Annotated in this window: 14 protein-coding genes; 3 read left to right on the forward strand and 11 right to left on the reverse strand. The window is 74.7% G+C overall.

Annotated features, from left to right (window positions below; translation table 11 throughout):
* Positions 1–17 precede the first annotated feature (17 nt).
* Genes IEW90_RS11865 through IEW90_RS11880 form a run of 4 tightly spaced genes read right to left on the reverse strand, consistent with a single transcriptional unit; the run spans position 18 to position 4,112 of the window.
* Positions 18–836 (reverse strand): glycosyltransferase family 2 protein, encoded by an 819-nt coding sequence (locus tag IEW90_RS11865; protein ID WP_188718488.1) that lies wholly within the window; start codon positions 834–836, stop codon positions 18–20.
* Positions 833–1,822: a hypothetical protein gene (locus IEW90_RS11870; protein ID WP_188718489.1), complete on the reverse strand. Its 990-nt coding sequence runs from the start codon at positions 1,820–1,822 to the stop codon at positions 833–835. Before IEW90_RS11870 ends, IEW90_RS11865 begins: the two co-directional genes overlap by 4 nt.
* The gene (locus IEW90_RS11875; RefSeq protein ID WP_188718490.1) at positions 1,819–3,003 is read right to left on the reverse strand and encodes a glycosyltransferase; all 1,185 of its coding nucleotides are present in this window, start codon (positions 3,001–3,003) and stop codon (positions 1,819–1,821) included. The genes IEW90_RS11870 and IEW90_RS11875 overlap by 4 nt, the downstream gene beginning before the upstream one ends.
* A complete protein-coding gene (locus tag IEW90_RS11880) occupies positions 3,000–4,112 on the reverse strand; it encodes a glycosyltransferase (RefSeq protein ID WP_188718491.1) in 1,113 nt (370 codons plus the stop codon). The genes IEW90_RS11875 and IEW90_RS11880 overlap by 4 nt, the downstream gene beginning before the upstream one ends.
* 158 nt (positions 4,113–4,270) lie before the next feature.
* On the opposite strand from IEW90_RS11880, the gene IEW90_RS11885 reads away from it, so the two are divergent.
* From IEW90_RS11885 to IEW90_RS11895, 3 genes are read left to right on the forward strand one after another with little or no spacing between them, the layout of a single operon-like run.
* Complete coding sequence (locus IEW90_RS11885) at positions 4,271–5,167, forward strand: WcbI family polysaccharide biosynthesis putative acetyltransferase (RefSeq protein WP_188718492.1); 897 nt, start codon at positions 4,271–4,273, stop codon at positions 5,165–5,167.
* A complete protein-coding gene (locus IEW90_RS11890; protein ID WP_188718493.1) occupies positions 5,164–6,135 on the forward strand; it encodes a hypothetical protein in 972 nt (323 codons plus the stop codon). The genes IEW90_RS11885 and IEW90_RS11890 overlap by 4 nt, the downstream gene beginning before the upstream one ends.
* On the forward strand, positions 6,132–7,421 hold the full coding sequence (locus IEW90_RS11895) for a glycosyltransferase family 2 protein (RefSeq protein WP_229679654.1): 1,290 nt from the start codon (positions 6,132–6,134) through the stop codon (positions 7,419–7,421). Before IEW90_RS11890 ends, IEW90_RS11895 begins: the two co-directional genes overlap by 4 nt.
* 129 nt (positions 7,422–7,550) lie before the next feature.
* On the opposite strand, the gene IEW90_RS11900 is transcribed toward IEW90_RS11895, so the two are convergent.
* From IEW90_RS11900 to IEW90_RS11930, 7 genes are all read right to left on the reverse strand, one after another.
* A complete protein-coding gene (locus tag IEW90_RS11900) occupies positions 7,551–9,521 on the reverse strand; it encodes a glycoside hydrolase family 13 protein (RefSeq protein WP_188718494.1) in 1,971 nt (656 codons plus the stop codon).
* 89 nt (positions 9,522–9,610) lie between these two features.
* Positions 9,611–10,072 carry a GNAT family N-acetyltransferase gene (locus IEW90_RS11905; RefSeq protein WP_188718495.1) on the reverse strand — a complete coding sequence of 154 codons (462 nt, stop codon included), beginning with the start codon at positions 10,070–10,072 and terminating at the stop codon, positions 9,611–9,613.
* A gap of 90 nt (positions 10,073–10,162) precedes the next feature.
* Complete coding sequence (locus tag IEW90_RS11910; protein ID WP_188718496.1) at positions 10,163–11,776, reverse strand: monocarboxylic acid transporter; 1,614 nt, start codon at positions 11,774–11,776, stop codon at positions 10,163–10,165.
* Positions 11,773–12,111: a DUF485 domain-containing protein gene (locus IEW90_RS11915; RefSeq protein ID WP_188718497.1), complete on the reverse strand. Its 339-nt coding sequence runs from the start codon at positions 12,109–12,111 to the stop codon at positions 11,773–11,775. Before IEW90_RS11915 ends, IEW90_RS11910 begins: the two co-directional genes overlap by 4 nt.
* A gap of 129 nt (positions 12,112–12,240) precedes the next feature.
* The gene (locus IEW90_RS11920; protein WP_188718498.1) at positions 12,241–13,182 is read right to left on the reverse strand and encodes a sugar ABC transporter permease; all 942 of its coding nucleotides are present in this window, start codon (positions 13,180–13,182) and stop codon (positions 12,241–12,243) included.
* Positions 13,182–14,771 carry an ABC transporter permease subunit gene (locus IEW90_RS11925; protein WP_188718499.1) on the reverse strand — a complete coding sequence of 530 codons (1,590 nt, stop codon included), beginning with the start codon at positions 14,769–14,771 and terminating at the stop codon, positions 13,182–13,184. Before IEW90_RS11925 ends, IEW90_RS11920 begins: the two co-directional genes overlap by 1 nt.
* 88 nt (positions 14,772–14,859) lie before the next feature.
* The gene (locus tag IEW90_RS11930) at positions 14,860–16,113 is read right to left on the reverse strand and encodes a sugar ABC transporter substrate-binding protein (RefSeq protein ID WP_188718500.1); all 1,254 of its coding nucleotides are present in this window, start codon (positions 16,111–16,113) and stop codon (positions 14,860–14,862) included.
* Between the last annotated feature and the right edge of the window lie 155 nt (positions 16,114–16,268).

The following is a 16,268-nucleotide window of genomic DNA, read 5'->3' on the forward strand; positions in this document are numbered from 1 at the left end:
GGAGCCTGCGGCACGGCCTACGCCTCGGGCATCCGACCCGTCCGGCGCCAGCCGTCGCCGTCGCGCTCGATCGCGCCCGCCGCCGCGAACGCCTCGAGCCAGCCGCCCATCGGCCACCACCCCCACCGCTCGGCGAAGCGCGCACCGTTGCGGAGGATGTCGTCGAGGTGCTGCCACGGGGGGCTCGAGACCGGATGGTGCTGGTGGTACGCGTGCGCGCCGCCCACCCACGCGAGCGGCACGCCGGCGGCCTGCGCGCGCATCGCGAAGTCGGTGTCCTCGCCGCCGTAGCCGACGTAGCCCTCGTCGAAGCCGCCGATCCGACGCCACGTCTCGGCGGTGGTCGCGAACGACAGCGACCAGAAGAGCACCTGCTCGTCGGGACGCGCCACCACCACCTCGCCGTCGGGCGGCGACGGCCGGGCGGGATGCGGCGCGGTGCGCGCGGCGAGGTCGGTGCCGGTCGAGACGAGGTCGCCCTCGCGGAGGTACGTGACCGGTCCCGCGAGCAGCGCACCCGGGTGCGCGCGCAGCGCCGACGCGTAGCGGTCGAGGAGGGCCGGGCCGGGCACGCAGTCCGCGTCGAGCAGCACGACCCCCGTCGCGCCGGCCGCGAGCGCCGCGGCGGCGCCTGCGTTGCGGGCGGCGGCGAGCCGCATGCCCTCGGCGGCAGGCGGCACGTGCAGCACGGCGGTGCCGGGGACGTCGACGGGCGGCGCCGCATCGAGCCAGACGACGACCCGCTCGAGGCCCCGCACCGGAGCGAGCCGCTCCTGCTGCCGCGCGAGGTGGTCGCGCCGCGCCTCGGAGGCGAGGGTGACGGTCGCGAGCGTCATGCCGCGACCCGCCCGGTGCGCGCGACGCGCGCGACGACGGCGGCCAGCCGCGCGGCCGCGCCCTCCACGCCCCAGCCCGTCCAGTCGGGCTCGAGCGCCGCGGCCGCGTCGACGAGGCGCTCGAGCCCGCCGGCGTCCGGGAGGTCGTCGGCCACGACAGCGAGGCCGAGCCCGCCGAGCAGCGTCGCGGTCGCACGCTGCTCGGCGAACGGCCGCGGCCTCGGCAGCACGACGGCGCGCGCGCCCGCGGCGGCGACGTCGGCGATCGCGTTCTGGCCCGCCGCGGTGACCACCACCTCCGCCTCGCACAGCGCGGTCCACGGGTCGTCGAGCCAGGCGCCCGCGCCCGCGATGCGCCAGGTGCGCCCGCTGGCGCCTGCCGCGGCCGCGACGAGCGCCGTCCACTCGGGGTCGTGAGCGCCGCCGCCGAGGGCGAGCACCGTGCCGGGCCGCGCCGCGGCGGTGCGCGGGCGCCCGGCGTGGCGGGAGATGCCGCCGACGTGCTCGAACGGCGAGCCGGTCGGATCGCCGGCGGGCGTCGGCCAGGGTGCGACGATCGCCTCCGCGAGTCGGCGGCCGAGCGCGTGCGGCGCGTCGGTGCGCTCGCCCGGCTGGGCGACGAGCACCACCGGGAGGCCGAGGAGCCGGGCGAGCGCCGTCACCTCGACCGAGACGTCGACGACCATCGCGTCGAGCTCGGGGGCGAGCGCCGCGATCGCGGCCAGCCGACGCGCGTGCCCGCGATGGCGCAGGGGCGCCCAGTGCAGCGAACCTCCTGCTGTCGGCGAGGCCAGCGCCGGGGCGCCCTCGCCCTCGTCGTGGTCGTCCCGCGGCAGCTCGATCCACTCCGCGCCGGCGGGCAGCCCGGTCGGCCGTGGGAGCGAGCTGAGCGCGACGACGCGGGCGTCGAGGTGGGGGCGGACGGCCAGGAACCGCGCGAGGTGGCCGTGCCCGTGGTGGTGCACGTACCAGCCGATCGCGGTCACGCGCCCGCCTCCGCCCCGTCGCCGGGATCCACGATGCGCAGCAGCCGCGGGGCGAGCGAGGCCGGCACGGGCGGTGCTGCCGCACGGGTCGGGGCTGCGGCGACGCCCGCCTGGGCGACGAGCCGCGCGATGCGGCCGGCGCTCGAGAACCGCTCGAGCGCGCGCTCGCGGATCCGCGCGCGCTCGGCGGCGCCGGGCGATCCCAGCCGCAGCGCCGCGGCGGCGAGCGCGCCGACGTCGCCGGGCGGCACGAGCGCCGCGCCGGGCAGGTCGCCGACCACCTCCCGGATGCCGCCGCGGTCGAACGCGACGACCGGCGTGCCGGTCGTGAGCGCCTCCGCCACGACGAGCCCGAACGGCTCGTCCCAGCACGGCGTCACGAGCGCGCATCCGCTGGCGCCGACGAGCCGCGCGAGCCGCCGGCGCCGCAGCGGCCCCACGTGCCGCACGGCACGGCCGAGGCGCGGCGCGATGGCGCGCTCGTGGTACTCGACGTCGCCCACCCGCCCCGCCAGCACGAGCCGCCGGCCGAGCGCCTCCGCGGCCTCGATCGCGAGGTGCGGCCCCTTCTCGGGCACGATCCGGCCGAACCACACGAGCCTCGTGCCGCCGCGACCGAGCGGCCAGGCCTCCGCGTCGACGACGTTGGGCTCCACGGTCGACGCGACGCCGCTGCGCCGCCACTCGCTCGCGGTATGCGCGCTCACCGAGACGAAGGCGTGCCCGGGGCCTGCGGCGACCGCCGCCTCGACGAGCTCGGGCAGCGGCGGCGTGTGCAGCGTCGTGCGCATGGGGATGCCGTGCTCGGCCGACCGCGCGATCGGGATCGGGTGAAGGCTGTGGTTGTCGATGAGGTCGAACGCGCCGGGATCGGCGGCGAGCCGGTCCATGAGCTCGTCGAGCACGCGGGCGACGCCGTCGAGGTAGCCGGGCGGGTAGACGGCATCCGACGAGCGCGTCGCGCCCCAGACGACGGCGGGCATCCGCAGCGCGTCGGGCGTACGGTCGAGGAAGTCGGAGCCGTGCGAGGCGACGAGGACCGCGTCGTGGCCCGCGGCCCGCAGCGCGCGCACCCGGTCCCAGACGGCCGCCTCGAGGCCGCCCGCGTGCGGCTGCCGGATCGGGTGGCGGGAGGGCGCGATGACGAGCACCCGCAGCCGCCGGCCGGCCGCAGCGGTCACCGGCGGCCTCCGGCGACGACGCGGCGGTAGAGCTCGAGGTGCGCGTGCGCGACGAGCTCGCGCTCCGCCGCGCGCCTCCGCGCGCGATGCGCGACGAGCCGCGCGCGCTCGGGGGTACCCGCGGGCGGGGCCGCGGCGAGCGCCGCGAGGGCCGCCGCGCCCGCGCCGTCCCAGCCCTCGAACCCTGCGTAGTCGCCCGGGTGCTGGCGCGCCATCGGCAGCCCGGCGGGCCCGAGCACCGGGATGCCGCGGTCGTGGCACAGCTCGACCCAGCCGGAGTGGGTGCCGTGGCCGTACGGCAGCAGCGCGAGGTCGAGCGCGTCGAGCTCGGCGAGGAGGGCCGCGTCGTCGGGCCGGGGCCGCACGACCACCTCGCACCACGGCCTGTCGGCGAGGTCGTCGACGAGGCGTGCCGCGCGGGCGTCGTCGCGGGTGCGCTCGTTGAGGTGCAGGCGCGCGATCGCGGGCGTGCCGGCGGCGCGGAGCGCCGAGACGGCCGCGAGCAGGCCTCGTGCCGCGCCCTCGGCGTCGATGCTGGGGCGCAGGTCGCGCAGGTGGGTGCCGACGACCACCTGGTCGCCCGTGCGACGTGGCGCCGGGGCGGCGGTCGCGAGCAGGGTCGGGTGCGGCAGCACGAGCGCCTCCCGGCCCCAGGCGTCCCGGATGCGCCGGGCCGCCTCGTCGGTGAGCGTCACGAGCGCGTCGGCCCGCGGCACGATGCGGTCGAGGTCCGCGCGATGCGAGCGCTGGTCGTGCAGCTGCGGGTTGTCGAGGTCGTGCACGGTGTGCACGAGCGGCACACCGGCTGCCTCGAGCGCGTCGAGCGCCGCGTCGAGCCGGCCCGGCGGCAGCGACTCCATGCCGAAGTGCACGTGCACGAGGTCGAGGGCGTCCGCGTGCTCGGCGATCCACTCCGGCTCGAGGACCGCCGGCGGCCACCAGCGCTCGGGATGCGCGGGGTCGACCACGGGATCCGGCAGCACCTCGATGCCCGACGCGGCCGTGACCGCGCGCACGTAGGGATGCGCGGCGGGCACGGCGGCGATCCGCACGGGGTCGCGGTCCTCGAGCAGGAGCGCGCGGCTGGTCGTCGCAGGGTCTCGATCCAAGGCGTGCTCCTCCAGGCAGGCGTCAGCTGGGACACCGGCGTGGGGCACCGTCGATGCGCTCAGGGCGTCTGGGGCCGCCCGCGCCTACAGTAGCCAGCACGACCCTGGATGTCCCCCGAATCCGGGGGACGGATCCGGCCCGAGACGGAGGAGGCCCCGTGGCCGACGAGGACGGCAGGCGCCGCCACTACGCCGACCTGTACGAGCCGTCGGCCGACGACGGGCCGGTCGGCGTCGTGCTCGGCAACTGCCAGGCGGAGTCGCTGCGGCAGGCGCTCGAGGGCATCGACGTGCGCCTGCTCCGGGTGCCGCCCGTCCACGAGCTCGTCGCGGACGACGTGCCGCACCTGCAGCGGGCGCTCGCCCGGGCCGCGGTCGTGGTGGCGCAGCCCATCCGCGACGACTACCACGGGCTGCCGCTCGGCACCCGGCAGCTGTTCGCCGCCGCACCCGCGGGTGCCCGCACCGCCGTGCTGCCGGTCATCCGCGATGCGAGCGCCTACCCCTGGCACGCGATCGTGCGCCCACCCTCGGATCCCGGCGCGACGCCGCCCGTCGTCGCCTACCACGACCTCCGCACGCTGAGCGCGGCGGCGGGGCGCCCCGCGGCACCGCTGCCGAGCGCCGACGCCCTCCGGGCGATCGGCGCCGCCTCGCTCGAGGAGCTGCGCTCGCGCGAGCAGCGGCACGGCACCGTGCCGGTCTCCGACCTGCTCGCCGAGCCGAGCTTCGAGCGCATGCGCACCATCAACCATCCGGGCAACGCGGTCTGGGAGCCGGTGGCGCTGCGGGTGCACGAGGTCCTCGGCACGGGCGGCGAGCCCCGCCGGCTCTCGCGCCCGCTGCTCGACGCCGTGCACGCGCCACGGGAGGCCGCCGTGATCGACCTCCTCGGCATCGACGCCGAGCCCCGCGACCACTGGATCGTCGACGGCCGCAGCGTGGACCGCGGCGAGGTGCGGGAGGCGCACCTCGCCTGGTACCGCGAGCACCCGGATGCCGTGCGCGCGGGGCTCGAGCGGCACGCGGCCGCGCTCGGGGCGCTCGGCCTGTGAGCGCCCCGCCGCTCCTCGTGCACCTCGGGCAGCCCGAGCACGGCGTCGACCGCTGCGCGCGGGCGATCGGCGCCGCCGCGGCGGCCCTCGACGGGCGCGCGACGCTGGTCGAGGCGAGCGCCGACGCCCTCGGCGCGGCGCGCCTGCACCTCCACTTCACCGACCGGTTGTGGGGGCCCGATCCGGATGCGGCCGCCGCGGCGGTCGAGCGGTTCGCGCGCCGCGCCCGGGTGTCGGTCACGCTCCACGACCTGCCGCAGCCCTCCGACGGCGCTGCCTCGATGGCCCGGCGCGCTGCGGCGTACCGGAGGGTCGTCGAGGCCGCCGAGGTCGTCGTCTGCAGCAGCGAGCACGAGCGGCGCCTGCTCGACGCGCTGCTGCCCTCGTCCCGCGTCGTCGACGTCATCCCGCTGCCGGCGGCCGCGCCCGACCTGACGCCCGCGCCGGAGCCGCTCCGGGAGCTCGCCGTGCTCGGCTTCTTCTACCCCGGCAAGGGGCACGCGGAGGCCGTCGAAGCCGCCGCGGCCTTCCACCCGCCGCTCGCGGTGACGGCGATCGGCAGGCCCTCGCCGGGCCACGAGGCCGAGCTGGAGGCGCTCCGCGCGCACGCCGCCTCCCGGGGCGTCGCGCTCGCAGCGACCGGCTTCCTCGACGACGCGGCGCTGCTCGAGCGCGCCCGCCGGGCCGCGGTGCCGCTCGTCGCGCATCGGCACGTGTCGGCGTCCGGATCGCTCAACGACTGGCTCGCGGCGGGCCGCCGTGCGGTCGTCGTCGAGAACGACTACTTCGCCGAGATGGCGGCGCTGCGCCCGGGCACCATGACGCTCGTGCCCGTCGAGGGGCTGCGGGGCGCCGTGGAGGCAGCCCTCGAGGACCCGGGGAGCACCTGGCTCGGCCCCGACGCACGCACCGAGCCGCACCTGGCGCAGACGGCCGCCGCCTACCTCGAGCGCTGGAGCCGCTGGTGACCGCGCCGTTCGGCGCACCGCTCGTCGGCAACGACTGGTCGGCGGCGCTGGTCGACCCGCCGGCGCCGCGGCGCGTCTCGGTGGTCGTCGCGCACTTCGATCAGCAGGCGCAGCTCGAGCGGACCCTCGCGGCGCTCGCGCGGCAGACGCATCCGGCCGACCTGCTGGAGGTGGTCGTCGCGGACGACGGCTCGCCCGAGCCGCCGCGGGTGCCGGACGGCGTGCGGCTCGTGCGGCAGGAGGACCGCGGGTTCCGCCTGTCGGCGGTGCGCAACCTCGGCGCGCGCGCCGCGACGGGCGACGTGCTCTGCTTCCTCGACGCCGACACCGCGCCGGAGCCCGCGTACGTCGCGCGGCTCGCGGCCATCCCGTCCGCCCTGCCCGACGTCGTCGCGGTCGGCCGGCGACGGCACGCCGAGCTGGACCGCGCCGGCCCCGCGGAGCCCGTCGAGGCGGCCGGCCCGCGGCTCGAGCTGCCCGAGCCGGCCTGGCTCGCCGACGCCTACCGCGGCTCGCGCGACCTCCTCGACGCCGACGCGCGCTCCTACCGCTTCGCGATCGGCGCGGTGCTGGCCTGCTCGCGGTGGCTGCTCGACGACGTCGGCGGCTTCGACGAGTCGTTCGACGCCTACGGCGGCGAGGACTGGGAATGGGCGCACCGGGCGTGGCTCGGAGGCGCGGGCCTGGCGCACGTGCCGGGCGCCGTCGCGTGGCACGACGGCCCCGACTGGGCCGGCCGCGACGAGGCGGAGCGCGTGGAGCGCAAGAACGCCGAGACCGCGCGGCTGTGGGCCGCGATCGGCGCGCCCGGCGGCATGGGCGGCTCTCTGCTGGGCGCGGCTGCCGACGTCGTCGTGCGCCTCGAGCGCGCCGCGACGCCCGCCGCTGGCGCGGTCTGCGTCGACGCCGTGCTCCGCGCGATGCCGACGGCCCGCGTCGTCGCCCCCGACCACGTGCGCGCAGCGCTGCCCCCGGATCCGCGCGTCGTCGCCGCCTGGCCCGGCCCGGCGCGGGTCGTGCTCGCGCTGCGCTCGCCCGTCGCGCTGAGCGCGGCGGGCGCCGCGGCGGTCGCGGATGCGGTCGGCGCGGTCGGCGTCGGCGACCTCGGCGTCGTGCGGCTCGGCGACGCGGCCACCGCGACGGCCGTGCGCGCGACCGCGCGCGATCGGCGCTGGGGCGGGCCGACGGGCTGGCGCACCGAGCAGCGCGGGGACGCAGGCCTCGTGGCCGTGCCGGACGCGGCCGACCTCGAGGCGTACCTCGGCGGCTGGTGGCCGGGCGGCTGACACCGCCGCCATCGCGCGAGCACCGCTGCCGCCGTCGGCGCCGGCCCCGCCGACGGACCCCGACGCACGAACCGGACCCGGCACACGGGGTCCGGTCCGCGGGATCGGGTCCGCGAGGCAGGCGGAGGCTCAGCCCTCGCCGTGCACGTCCTTGCTCCAGGCGGCCGTCTCGGTGGGCGCGGCGGGCTCGCCGTGGGCGAGCGCCGAGTCCTGCGCCGCGTTCTGGTCGAGCAGCTCGCGCTCGGCGAGCTCGGCCGCCTCGTCGGCGACGGGCACCGCGACGCCCGGCAGCGACCACGCGCTGAACGACGGGCCGGATCCCGTGAGCCGCAGGCCACCGGCACCGAAGGCCGTCGCGCCGCCCTCGCCCCACAGGAGCGCGGGCTCGCCGTCGACGACGACGTCGCCCTCCTCCACCACCACGTCGTAGAACCCGCGCGCCGCGACGCACAGCACCGACGACGCCGCGGCCTCGCGCACCCAGACGAGCACCTCCTCGCCCACGTGCAGCCAGCGCATCCCGCCGCCGCGGAGCGCCGGCTGCCCGGCCCGCAGCGCGAGCAGCTCGCGGTGCACCGCGATCGTGCCCTGGTGCTGGTCGATCGCGTCCCACGGCATCGGCGTGCGGGAGTCCTCGCCGTTGGCGCCCGTGAGCCCCAGCTCGTCGCCGGCCCACACGACCGGGATGCCGGGCATCGAGACGGCCATGCCGAGCGCGACCGGCACGGCGCCCGGCAGCGCGTTCGTCGCGAACCGCGGGGTGTCGTGGGTGTCGAGCGCGTTCATGTTGTGGAGGCGCGTGCGCCACGGGATGCCGGCCACGAAGCGCTGGTGCTGCTGGTGCACGTCGACGCCCGTGTACGAGGGGATGACGGAGCGGGCCATGCCGAGGCCGCCGAACGCCGCGGAGCCCGGCACCGACAGCCAGCCCCACACGGGCCGGGTGAAGTTCGCGTACGTCATCGCGCCGTGCCAGGCGTCGCCCTGGAAGTCGTCGGTCGCGTCGTTCGTCGACTCGCCCAGCAGCAGCGTGTCGGGGTTGATCTCGACCATGGTGCGGCGGATGATCTGCCGCACCTCGGCGTTGAGGTCATCGCCCTCGTACCGCCCGGTCATGTTGGCCACGTCGATCCGCCACCCGTCGAGCGAGAAGGGCGGCCGCAGCCAGCGGCCGACGACGGAGTCGGGGCCCTCGATGAAGCGGTCGCGCAGCTCCTGGCTGTTCCAGTTGAGCTTCGGCAGCGAGGCGTGGCCGAGCCAGGAGGCGTAGGTGCCGCCCTCGTGGAAGTAGTAGAAGGCGCGCTCGGGCGCGTCCTCGGAGGCCTGCGCCGCGAGGAACCACGCGTGCGTGTCGCCCGTGTGGTTGCTCGTGAGGTCGCCGAGCACCTTGAGGCCCTTCGCGTGCGCGGACTCCACGAGCGAGACGAGCGCCTCGTCGCCGCCGAGCAGGGGGTCGACCTCGTCGAAGGTGGAGGCGTTGTAGCGGTGGTTCGACTCGCCGGGGAAGACGGGCGTGAGGTAGAGCACCGTCGCGCCGAGCCCGACGAGGTGGTCGAGGTGCGCCTCGACGCCCGCGAGGTCGCCGCCGTAGTACTGCTCCGAGACGCCGGGGCCGGAGCCGACGACGGGCTCGTCCCAGCCGGCCGCGACCGCCCAGGCGGGCGTCGGTCGCGCATCGGCGGCCTCGGAGCGCGCGAAGCGGTCCGGGAACACCTGGTAGAGCACGGCGTCGGTCGCCCAGGCGGGCGGCGGCTCGTGCGCGACGAGCGCGAAGTCGGCGTCGTCGCGGGTCTCGATGCGGTGCACGCCCTCCTGGTTGATCCAGTGCGTCAGGCCCGACTCGTAGTGCACGAGCCAGCGGTAGCGGTGCACCGGGTTCGCCACCCGGATCTCAGCCTCCCACCAGTCGTGGCCGCCGGCGGTGCCGAGGTGCACCGCCTTGTTGAAGAACGGCTCGCGGTCGGGGCACGACCGCACGAGCACCTCGAGCGGCGCGTCGGCGCCGACGGGGATGCGCAGGCGGACGGCGACGACGTCGCCGAGCGCGGGCGCGAGGGTGGAGACGTGGAGGGCGGAGCCGTCGTGGTGGGGCTGGAGCACGAGGCGAGACTAGGGCATCTCGCGAGGGGCGCCCACGGCGCGCCGCGGCGCCCGTCCGCGCCGGGCGCCGGCGCGTCGCGCGCCGCCGCTCAGCGCGGCGTCGGCGCCATGTCGTACGTGACCCACCGGGTCTCGGCCGCCTCGCGGTCGTAGAGCGAGCGGGCGTCGGCGTTGTCGCTCGCGGTGATCCACCGCACGACCGAGCGCCCCTGCGCCGCGGCGTCCTCCCGCAGCCGCGCCAGGAGCGCGGTCGCGGCGCCCGAGCGGCGCACCGAGGGGTCGACGAAGAGGTCGTCGAGGTAGGTGCCGATGGTGCCGGTCGACGGCCGGTGGAACGCGCGGTGGTTGGCGAGGCCGACGAGCTGCCCGTCGCGCTCCGCGACGATGCCCTCGACCACGGTGGTCGCATCCTGGATCCACGCCCACACCCGGTCGACGACCGCGTCGTCCGGGTCGAGCCGGTAGAAGTCGCGGTAGCCGCGGTAGAGCGCCTTCCAGGCCGCCTCGTCGGTCGCCTCGACCGCCCGCACCGTCACCGTCGCGTCGCCCATGCCCGCTCCCCTCGTCGTCGTGCCCACGCTACGCGACGAGGGCCGCCCGGCGCCGCGCGCGGCGACCGGACGGCCCTCGGGCGATGCGGGTCAGTGCTCGCTGGCCTTCTCGGCACCGGCACCCGTGAACGAGCGCACCTCCATCTCGGCCTGCTTCACCGCGTGGTCAGCCGACGGCTTCGTCACGAGCGTGCCGACGATGCCGAGCACGAACGCGAGCGGGATCGACACGATGCCCGGGTTGGACAGCGGGAAGATCGCGAAGTCGGCGTCCGGGAACATCGACGTCTCGCGCCCCGAGACGGCGGGCGAGAGCACGATGAGCAGCACGCACGAGATGAGCCCGCCGTACATCGACCACAGCGCCCCGCCGGTGTTGAAGCGGCGCCAGAACAGCGAGTAGAGGATGGTCGGCAGGTTCGCCGAGGCGGCCACCGCGAACGCGAGCGCCACGAGGAACGCGACGTTCTGGTTCTGCGCGACGATGCCGCCGACGATCGCGATGATGCCGATGACGACCACCGTGATGCGCGCCACCTTCACCTCGGCACCCGGCGCGACGTCGCCGCGCTTGATGATCGAGGCGTAGATGTCGTGCGCGAACGAGGTGGCCGCCGTGATCGCGAGGCCCGCGACCACCGCGAGGATCGTCGCGAACGCGATCGCCGAGATCACCGCCATGAGCACCGGCCCGCCGAGCGCGAGCGCGAGCAGCGGCGCCGCCGCGTTCTCGCCGCCCGCCGCCCCGGCGATCGTCTCCGGGCCCACGAGGGCGCCGGCGCCGAAGCCGAGCACGAGCGTGAAGAGGTAGAAGATGCCGATGAGCCAGATGGCCCACACGACGCTGCGCCGCGCCTCCTTGGCGCTCGGCACCGTGTAGAAGCGCATGAGCACGTGCGGGAGGCCCGCGGTGCCGAGCACGAGCGCGAGGCCGAGCGAGAGGAAGTCGATCGGGTTCGTGTACTTCAGGCCCGGCGCGAGGATCGCCTCGCCCTCGGGCGACTGGTCGATCGCCCGCTGCAGCAGCTCGTTGAAGTCGAACTGCACGATGAACAGCACCATCAGAGTGAGGATGCCGGCGCCGGCGATGAGCAGCACGGCCTTGATGATCTGCACCCAGGTGGTGCCCTTCATGCCGCCGAAGATGACGTAGACGATCATGAGGCCGCCGACGATCGCGATCGTGATGTCCTTCGCGATCGGGTCGGTGAACCCCATGAGCAGCGCCACGAGGTTGCCCGCGCCCGCCATCTGCGCCACGAGGTAGAAGAAGCAGACCGTGAGCGTCGCGAGCGCCGCCGCCATGCGCACCGGGCGCTGCTTGAGGCGGAAGCTCAGCACGTCGGCCATCGTGAAGCGGCCGGTGTTGCGCAGCAGCTCGGCGACGAGCAGCAGCGCCACGAGCCACGCGACCAGGAAGCCGATCGAGTAGAGGAAGCCGTCGTACCCGGCCACGGCGATCGCGCCGCAGATGCCGAGGAAGCTCGCGGCCGAGAGGTAGTCGCCCGCGATCGCGATGCCGTTCTGGCGGCCCGAGAACGACCGCCCGGCGGCGTAGAACTCGTTCTCGGTCGCCTTCCGGCGCGAGACGCGGAACACGATGAAGAGCGTGACCGCGACGAACGCCGCGAACACGACCATGTTGATGACGGGGTCGACCTGCTGCAGGTCCGGCGTCGCCGCGGACGCGAGCTCCGCGCTCATCGGGCCGCCTCCGCCCGCTCCATCTCGTGCGCGAGCGGCTCGGCGATGGGGTCGTAGGTGCGGTTCGCCCACCGGCTGTAGAGCATCGTGATCGCGAACGTCGTCACGAACTGGCCGAGCCCGAAGAGCAGGCCGAGGTTGATGTTGGAGCCGCCGATGCGGATGGCGAAGAAGTCGGGCGCGAAGCCCGCGATGAGCACGTACGCGAGGTACCAGGCCAGGAAGACGATCGTCATCGGCAGGATGAAGGTCATGAACGTGCGCCGTAGGCGCTGGAACTCGGGCGAGCGCTGCATGGCGACGCTGCGCTCGGCGATCGGATCGGACTCGGGCATCGGGACGCTCCTCTTCCCAGGCGCGACGCTGCGCCTGCTTCACCGTCGAAGTGGGGCCACACTATCCGCGCGCGCCGGAACGGCCGCGCGACCCGCCCACAGGCCGGATCGCGGATCCGCTTCCGTCGGCTACTTGACGGCGCCGGCCGTGAGGCCGCTCACGATGTACTTCTGGAGGTACAGGAACAGCAGCACGACCGGGATGGCGGCGAGCACCGCGCCGGCCGCGAAGACCGGGTAGTTGGTGTTCGTCTCCTCCGAGACGTAGCGGAACAGGCCCACCGCGAGCGTCAGCCTCTCGGGGCTCGTGAGGATGACCGAGGAGATCACGAAGTCGTTGGTCGTGCCGATGAACGACAGCAGCCCGATGACCGCGAGGATCGGCGCGACGAGGCGCAGGATGATCGTGAAGAAGATGCGCGCGTGGCCCGCCCCGTCGAGCTTCGCCGCCTCGTCGATCGACGACGGCACGGTGTTGAAGAAGCCGTACATGAGGTACGTGTTCACGCCGAGCGCGCCGCCGAGGTACACCATGATGAGGCCGAGCAGGCTGTCGAGGCCGATGGCCGGGAACACCTCGCCGATGCCGCGCATGAGCACGTAGATCGCGACGACCGCGAGCAGCTGCGGGAACATCTGCACGAGGATGAGGCTCAGCAGGCCCGCGCGGCGGCCCGTGAACCGCATCCGCGAGAACGAGTAGGCGGCGAGCGCGCCGAGGAAGACCGTGCCGATCGACGTGGCGATGCCGACGATCATCGTGTTGCCGAACCAGGCCGCGTAGGGGCGGTTCGGATCCGAGAGCAGCTTCACGTAGTTGTCGAGCGAGAGCGCGCGGAAGAGCTGGTTCGAGCCCGTGAGCGTGCCCGTGGGGTTGAACGAGGCGCTCAGCACGTAGATGAGCGGGAACGTGGCGAAGATCGCGACGGCGATGCCCACGAGGTGCCGCCAGCCGAGCGTGCGCACCCACCGGCCGAAGGGCATGCGCGGCTGCGGGGCGGGCTTCGGCTCCTTGGCCTCGGGCGTGGCCGCGGCGGCGTCGAGGGCGCGGGGGTCGATGGGAGTGCTCATCAGTGCAGGTCCTCCAGCGCCTTGGTGCGGCGGAACGCGATCGCCGAGACGGTCGCGACGATGATGAAGATGAGGATCGAGAGCGCCGACGCGAGGCCGTAGTCGCGGCCCGTGCCCGCCTCGAACGCCGTCTTGTAGACGAGCGTGATGAGGAGGTCGGTGTGGCCGACGTTCTCGTCGACGCCCGACATGCGCGGCCCTCCGCGGGTGAGCATGTAGATCGTGTTGAAGTTGTTGAAGTTGAACGCGAACGACGAGATGAGCAGCGGTGCCGTCGAGACGAGCAGCAGCGGCAGCTTGATGAGCCGGAAGACGTCCCAGCCCTTCGCGCCGTCGACCGTCGCGGCCTCCGTCAGCTCCTCGGGGATCGACTGCAGCGCACCCAGGCAGATGAGGAACATGTAGGGGAAGCCGAGCCACACGTTCACGAGCAGCACCGAGACCTTCGCGAGCACCGGGTCGGTGAGCCACGGGATGTCGGCCGAGCCGAACAGCACCTCGTTGACGAAGCCGAACTGCGTGTTGAGCAGGCCCAGCCAGACGAGCGCCGAGAGGAACGACGGGAAGGCGTACGGGAGGATGATCAGCACCCGGTAGACCTTGCGCGAGCGCATCCTCGGGTCGTTGAGCGCGATCGCGAGGAACAGGCCGAGGATGAACGACAGGCCCACCGTGAGGATCGCGAACGCGAACGTCCAGATCGTCACCGAGACCAGCGCCGCGCCGAACTGCTGGTTCTGGAACGGGTAGAGGAAGTTGTCGAGGCCGACGAGGATCTGCCAGCCGGTGCCGAGCACCTGGCCGTCGTCCGACTCGAACTGCCCGTTGCCGCGGTCGGTGTAGACCGTGCCGGTGGCCGAGTCGGTCATCGTGCCGGCCGCCTCGTCGTAGACGAAGGTCGACTGGAAGACGAAGGCGTTCACCGCGTCCGTCGTGCGCAGGAAGCCCTCGGAGAGGTCGTCGCCGAGCGGCACCTGGAGCGCCGCGACCTCCTGCTGGCGCTGCAGGATCTGCTGCTGCGGGAGGCTCGTCCAGCCCTCGGCGGCGGTGGCGCGGCCGGCCTCCTGGGTGACGGAGGCGGGGTCGAGCGGCTCGAGCGGCTGCTCGGCCGTGCCGACGAGGAACTCGCCGTCGGGCGAGGTGGCGAGCAGGCCCAGGCCGCCCGCGCCCTCGACCACCGTCACGCGGTAGGCGGGCGAGCCCTCGACGCGCTGCGTGTTCTGGAGGACGATCGCCGCGACCGCGTCCTCCTTCGTGGAGTTGTGGCCGTCGCCGTAGTTCGTGAACGCGATGTAGCAGGAGTAGACGACGACGAAGACCTGGAAGATCGCGAGGAAGATGAGGCCCGGCGTCAGGTACTTCGCCGGGAGCAGGCCCGGGTGCAGGTAGACGACGTTCACGAGCAGCGTGCCGAGCAGCAGGATGCCGAGCACGAGCCAGCTGCCCTGGAAGAAGAGGATGCTCGCCGCGAAGACGGCGATGGCGTCGACGATCGCGAGGAGCGCGATCTTCACCAGGATGACGCGCAGGCTGGGCGGCGCGGAGGCGAGGCTGCGGCGGCGCGCAGGGGCGGGGGACGTCGTCGTCACGTGGGCTCCGGTCTGGAGGCGGATCGGGATGCCGAAGCAGGGGTGCCCGCGGGCCGGGGGATCGCTCCCCCGGCCCGCGGGCGACGGCTCAGCCGTCGAGCGTGGACTGGATCTTCTCCGCCATGGCGGTCCAGGCGGCGCCCGGGTCGGAGGCCTGGCCGCCGATGATCTGCGCCTGCGTGGTGCCCCAGTCGGCCCAGAGGGCGTCCATCTCGGGGATGTTCGGCATCGGCACGCCCTCGGCGCCGACCGCGCCGAAGCCGGCCACGTCCGGGTTCTCCTGGGCCGCCTCGAACGCCGACGAGAGCGCGGGCGCGCGCTGGCCGGTCTCGTAGATCGCGGTCTGCGCCTCCTCGCTCGCGATGTAGTCGGTGAGGAACTGCGTCGCGACGATCGGGTTGTTCGCGTAGGCCGAGACCATGAAGCCCTGCACGCCCACGAACGGCGTGGCGGGCTCGCCGCCGGCCGACGGGATCGGGTCGATCGCATACTCGACGCCCGCCTCCTGGAAGTCGGCGAGGTTCCACGGACCGGTGATCGTGTACGGCGAGGCGCCGTTCGCGAACTGCTCCTTGGCGATGTCCTGCGAGATGTTGAGGTTGATGATGCCGTCGGCGCCCCACTGCGCGAGCGCGCCGGCGAACTCGACGTTGCCCTCGTTGCCGATCTCGAGCTCGTCGGCGTTGTAGGAGCCGTCCTCGTTGATGCCGAAGACCGGGCCGCCGTAGGAGGCCTGCAGCGGGTACAGGTGGTACGGGTCCGACGTGTTCGGGTCGATGCCGACGAGCAGCGGGAACTCGGCGTCGCCCGACTCCACGGCCGCCTGGCCGGTCGAGACGAGGTCGTCCCACGTGGCCGGCGCCTCCGGCGCGAGCGCGGTGTTGCGGACGAGCGCGATGTTCTCGATCGAGACCGGCACGCCGTAGACGGAGCCCTCGTAGGTCATGGCGCTGATCGAGACGTCCTCGAAGTCGCCGGCGATGTCGCCGAGCTCGACGGGCGCGACGACGCCGTTCTGCACGAGCTTGCCGATCCAGTCGTGGGCGCCGACGACGACGTCGGGGCCCTCGCCCGAGGGGGCCTGGGTGGTGAGGTCGTCGCGGATCGCGCCGAAGTCCTTCACGACCACCTCGACCGTGGTGCCGGTCTCGGACTGGAACGTCTCGATGACGTCGGCGAGCGCATCCGCGCGGTTCTGGTCCATCCAGATGACGAGCTCGCCGCCGCCGGCCGCCTCCGACTCGCTCTCGGCCGGTGCGGGCGTGCCGCCTCCGGCGCACGCCGCGAGCGTGAGCGACAGCGCCCCGACCCCGGCGATCTTCATGACGCTGCTGCGCTGCATGGTGCCTACTCTCCGTTGAGCGGCCCTCGCGCCGACGTCCCTCGTCGGCTGGGCCTGGCACATCGTGGCCGGGCGCCGTCCCCCGCCGCAACCGGCGCACGGGTCCGGATCGCGATCGTTGGCATTTCGTGACCTTCTCGGCCGCATCCCCATAG

The organism is Agrococcus terreus (assembly GCF_014645235.1).
Taxonomy (GTDB): Bacteria; Actinomycetota; Actinomycetes; order Actinomycetales; family Microbacteriaceae; genus Agrococcus; species Agrococcus terreus.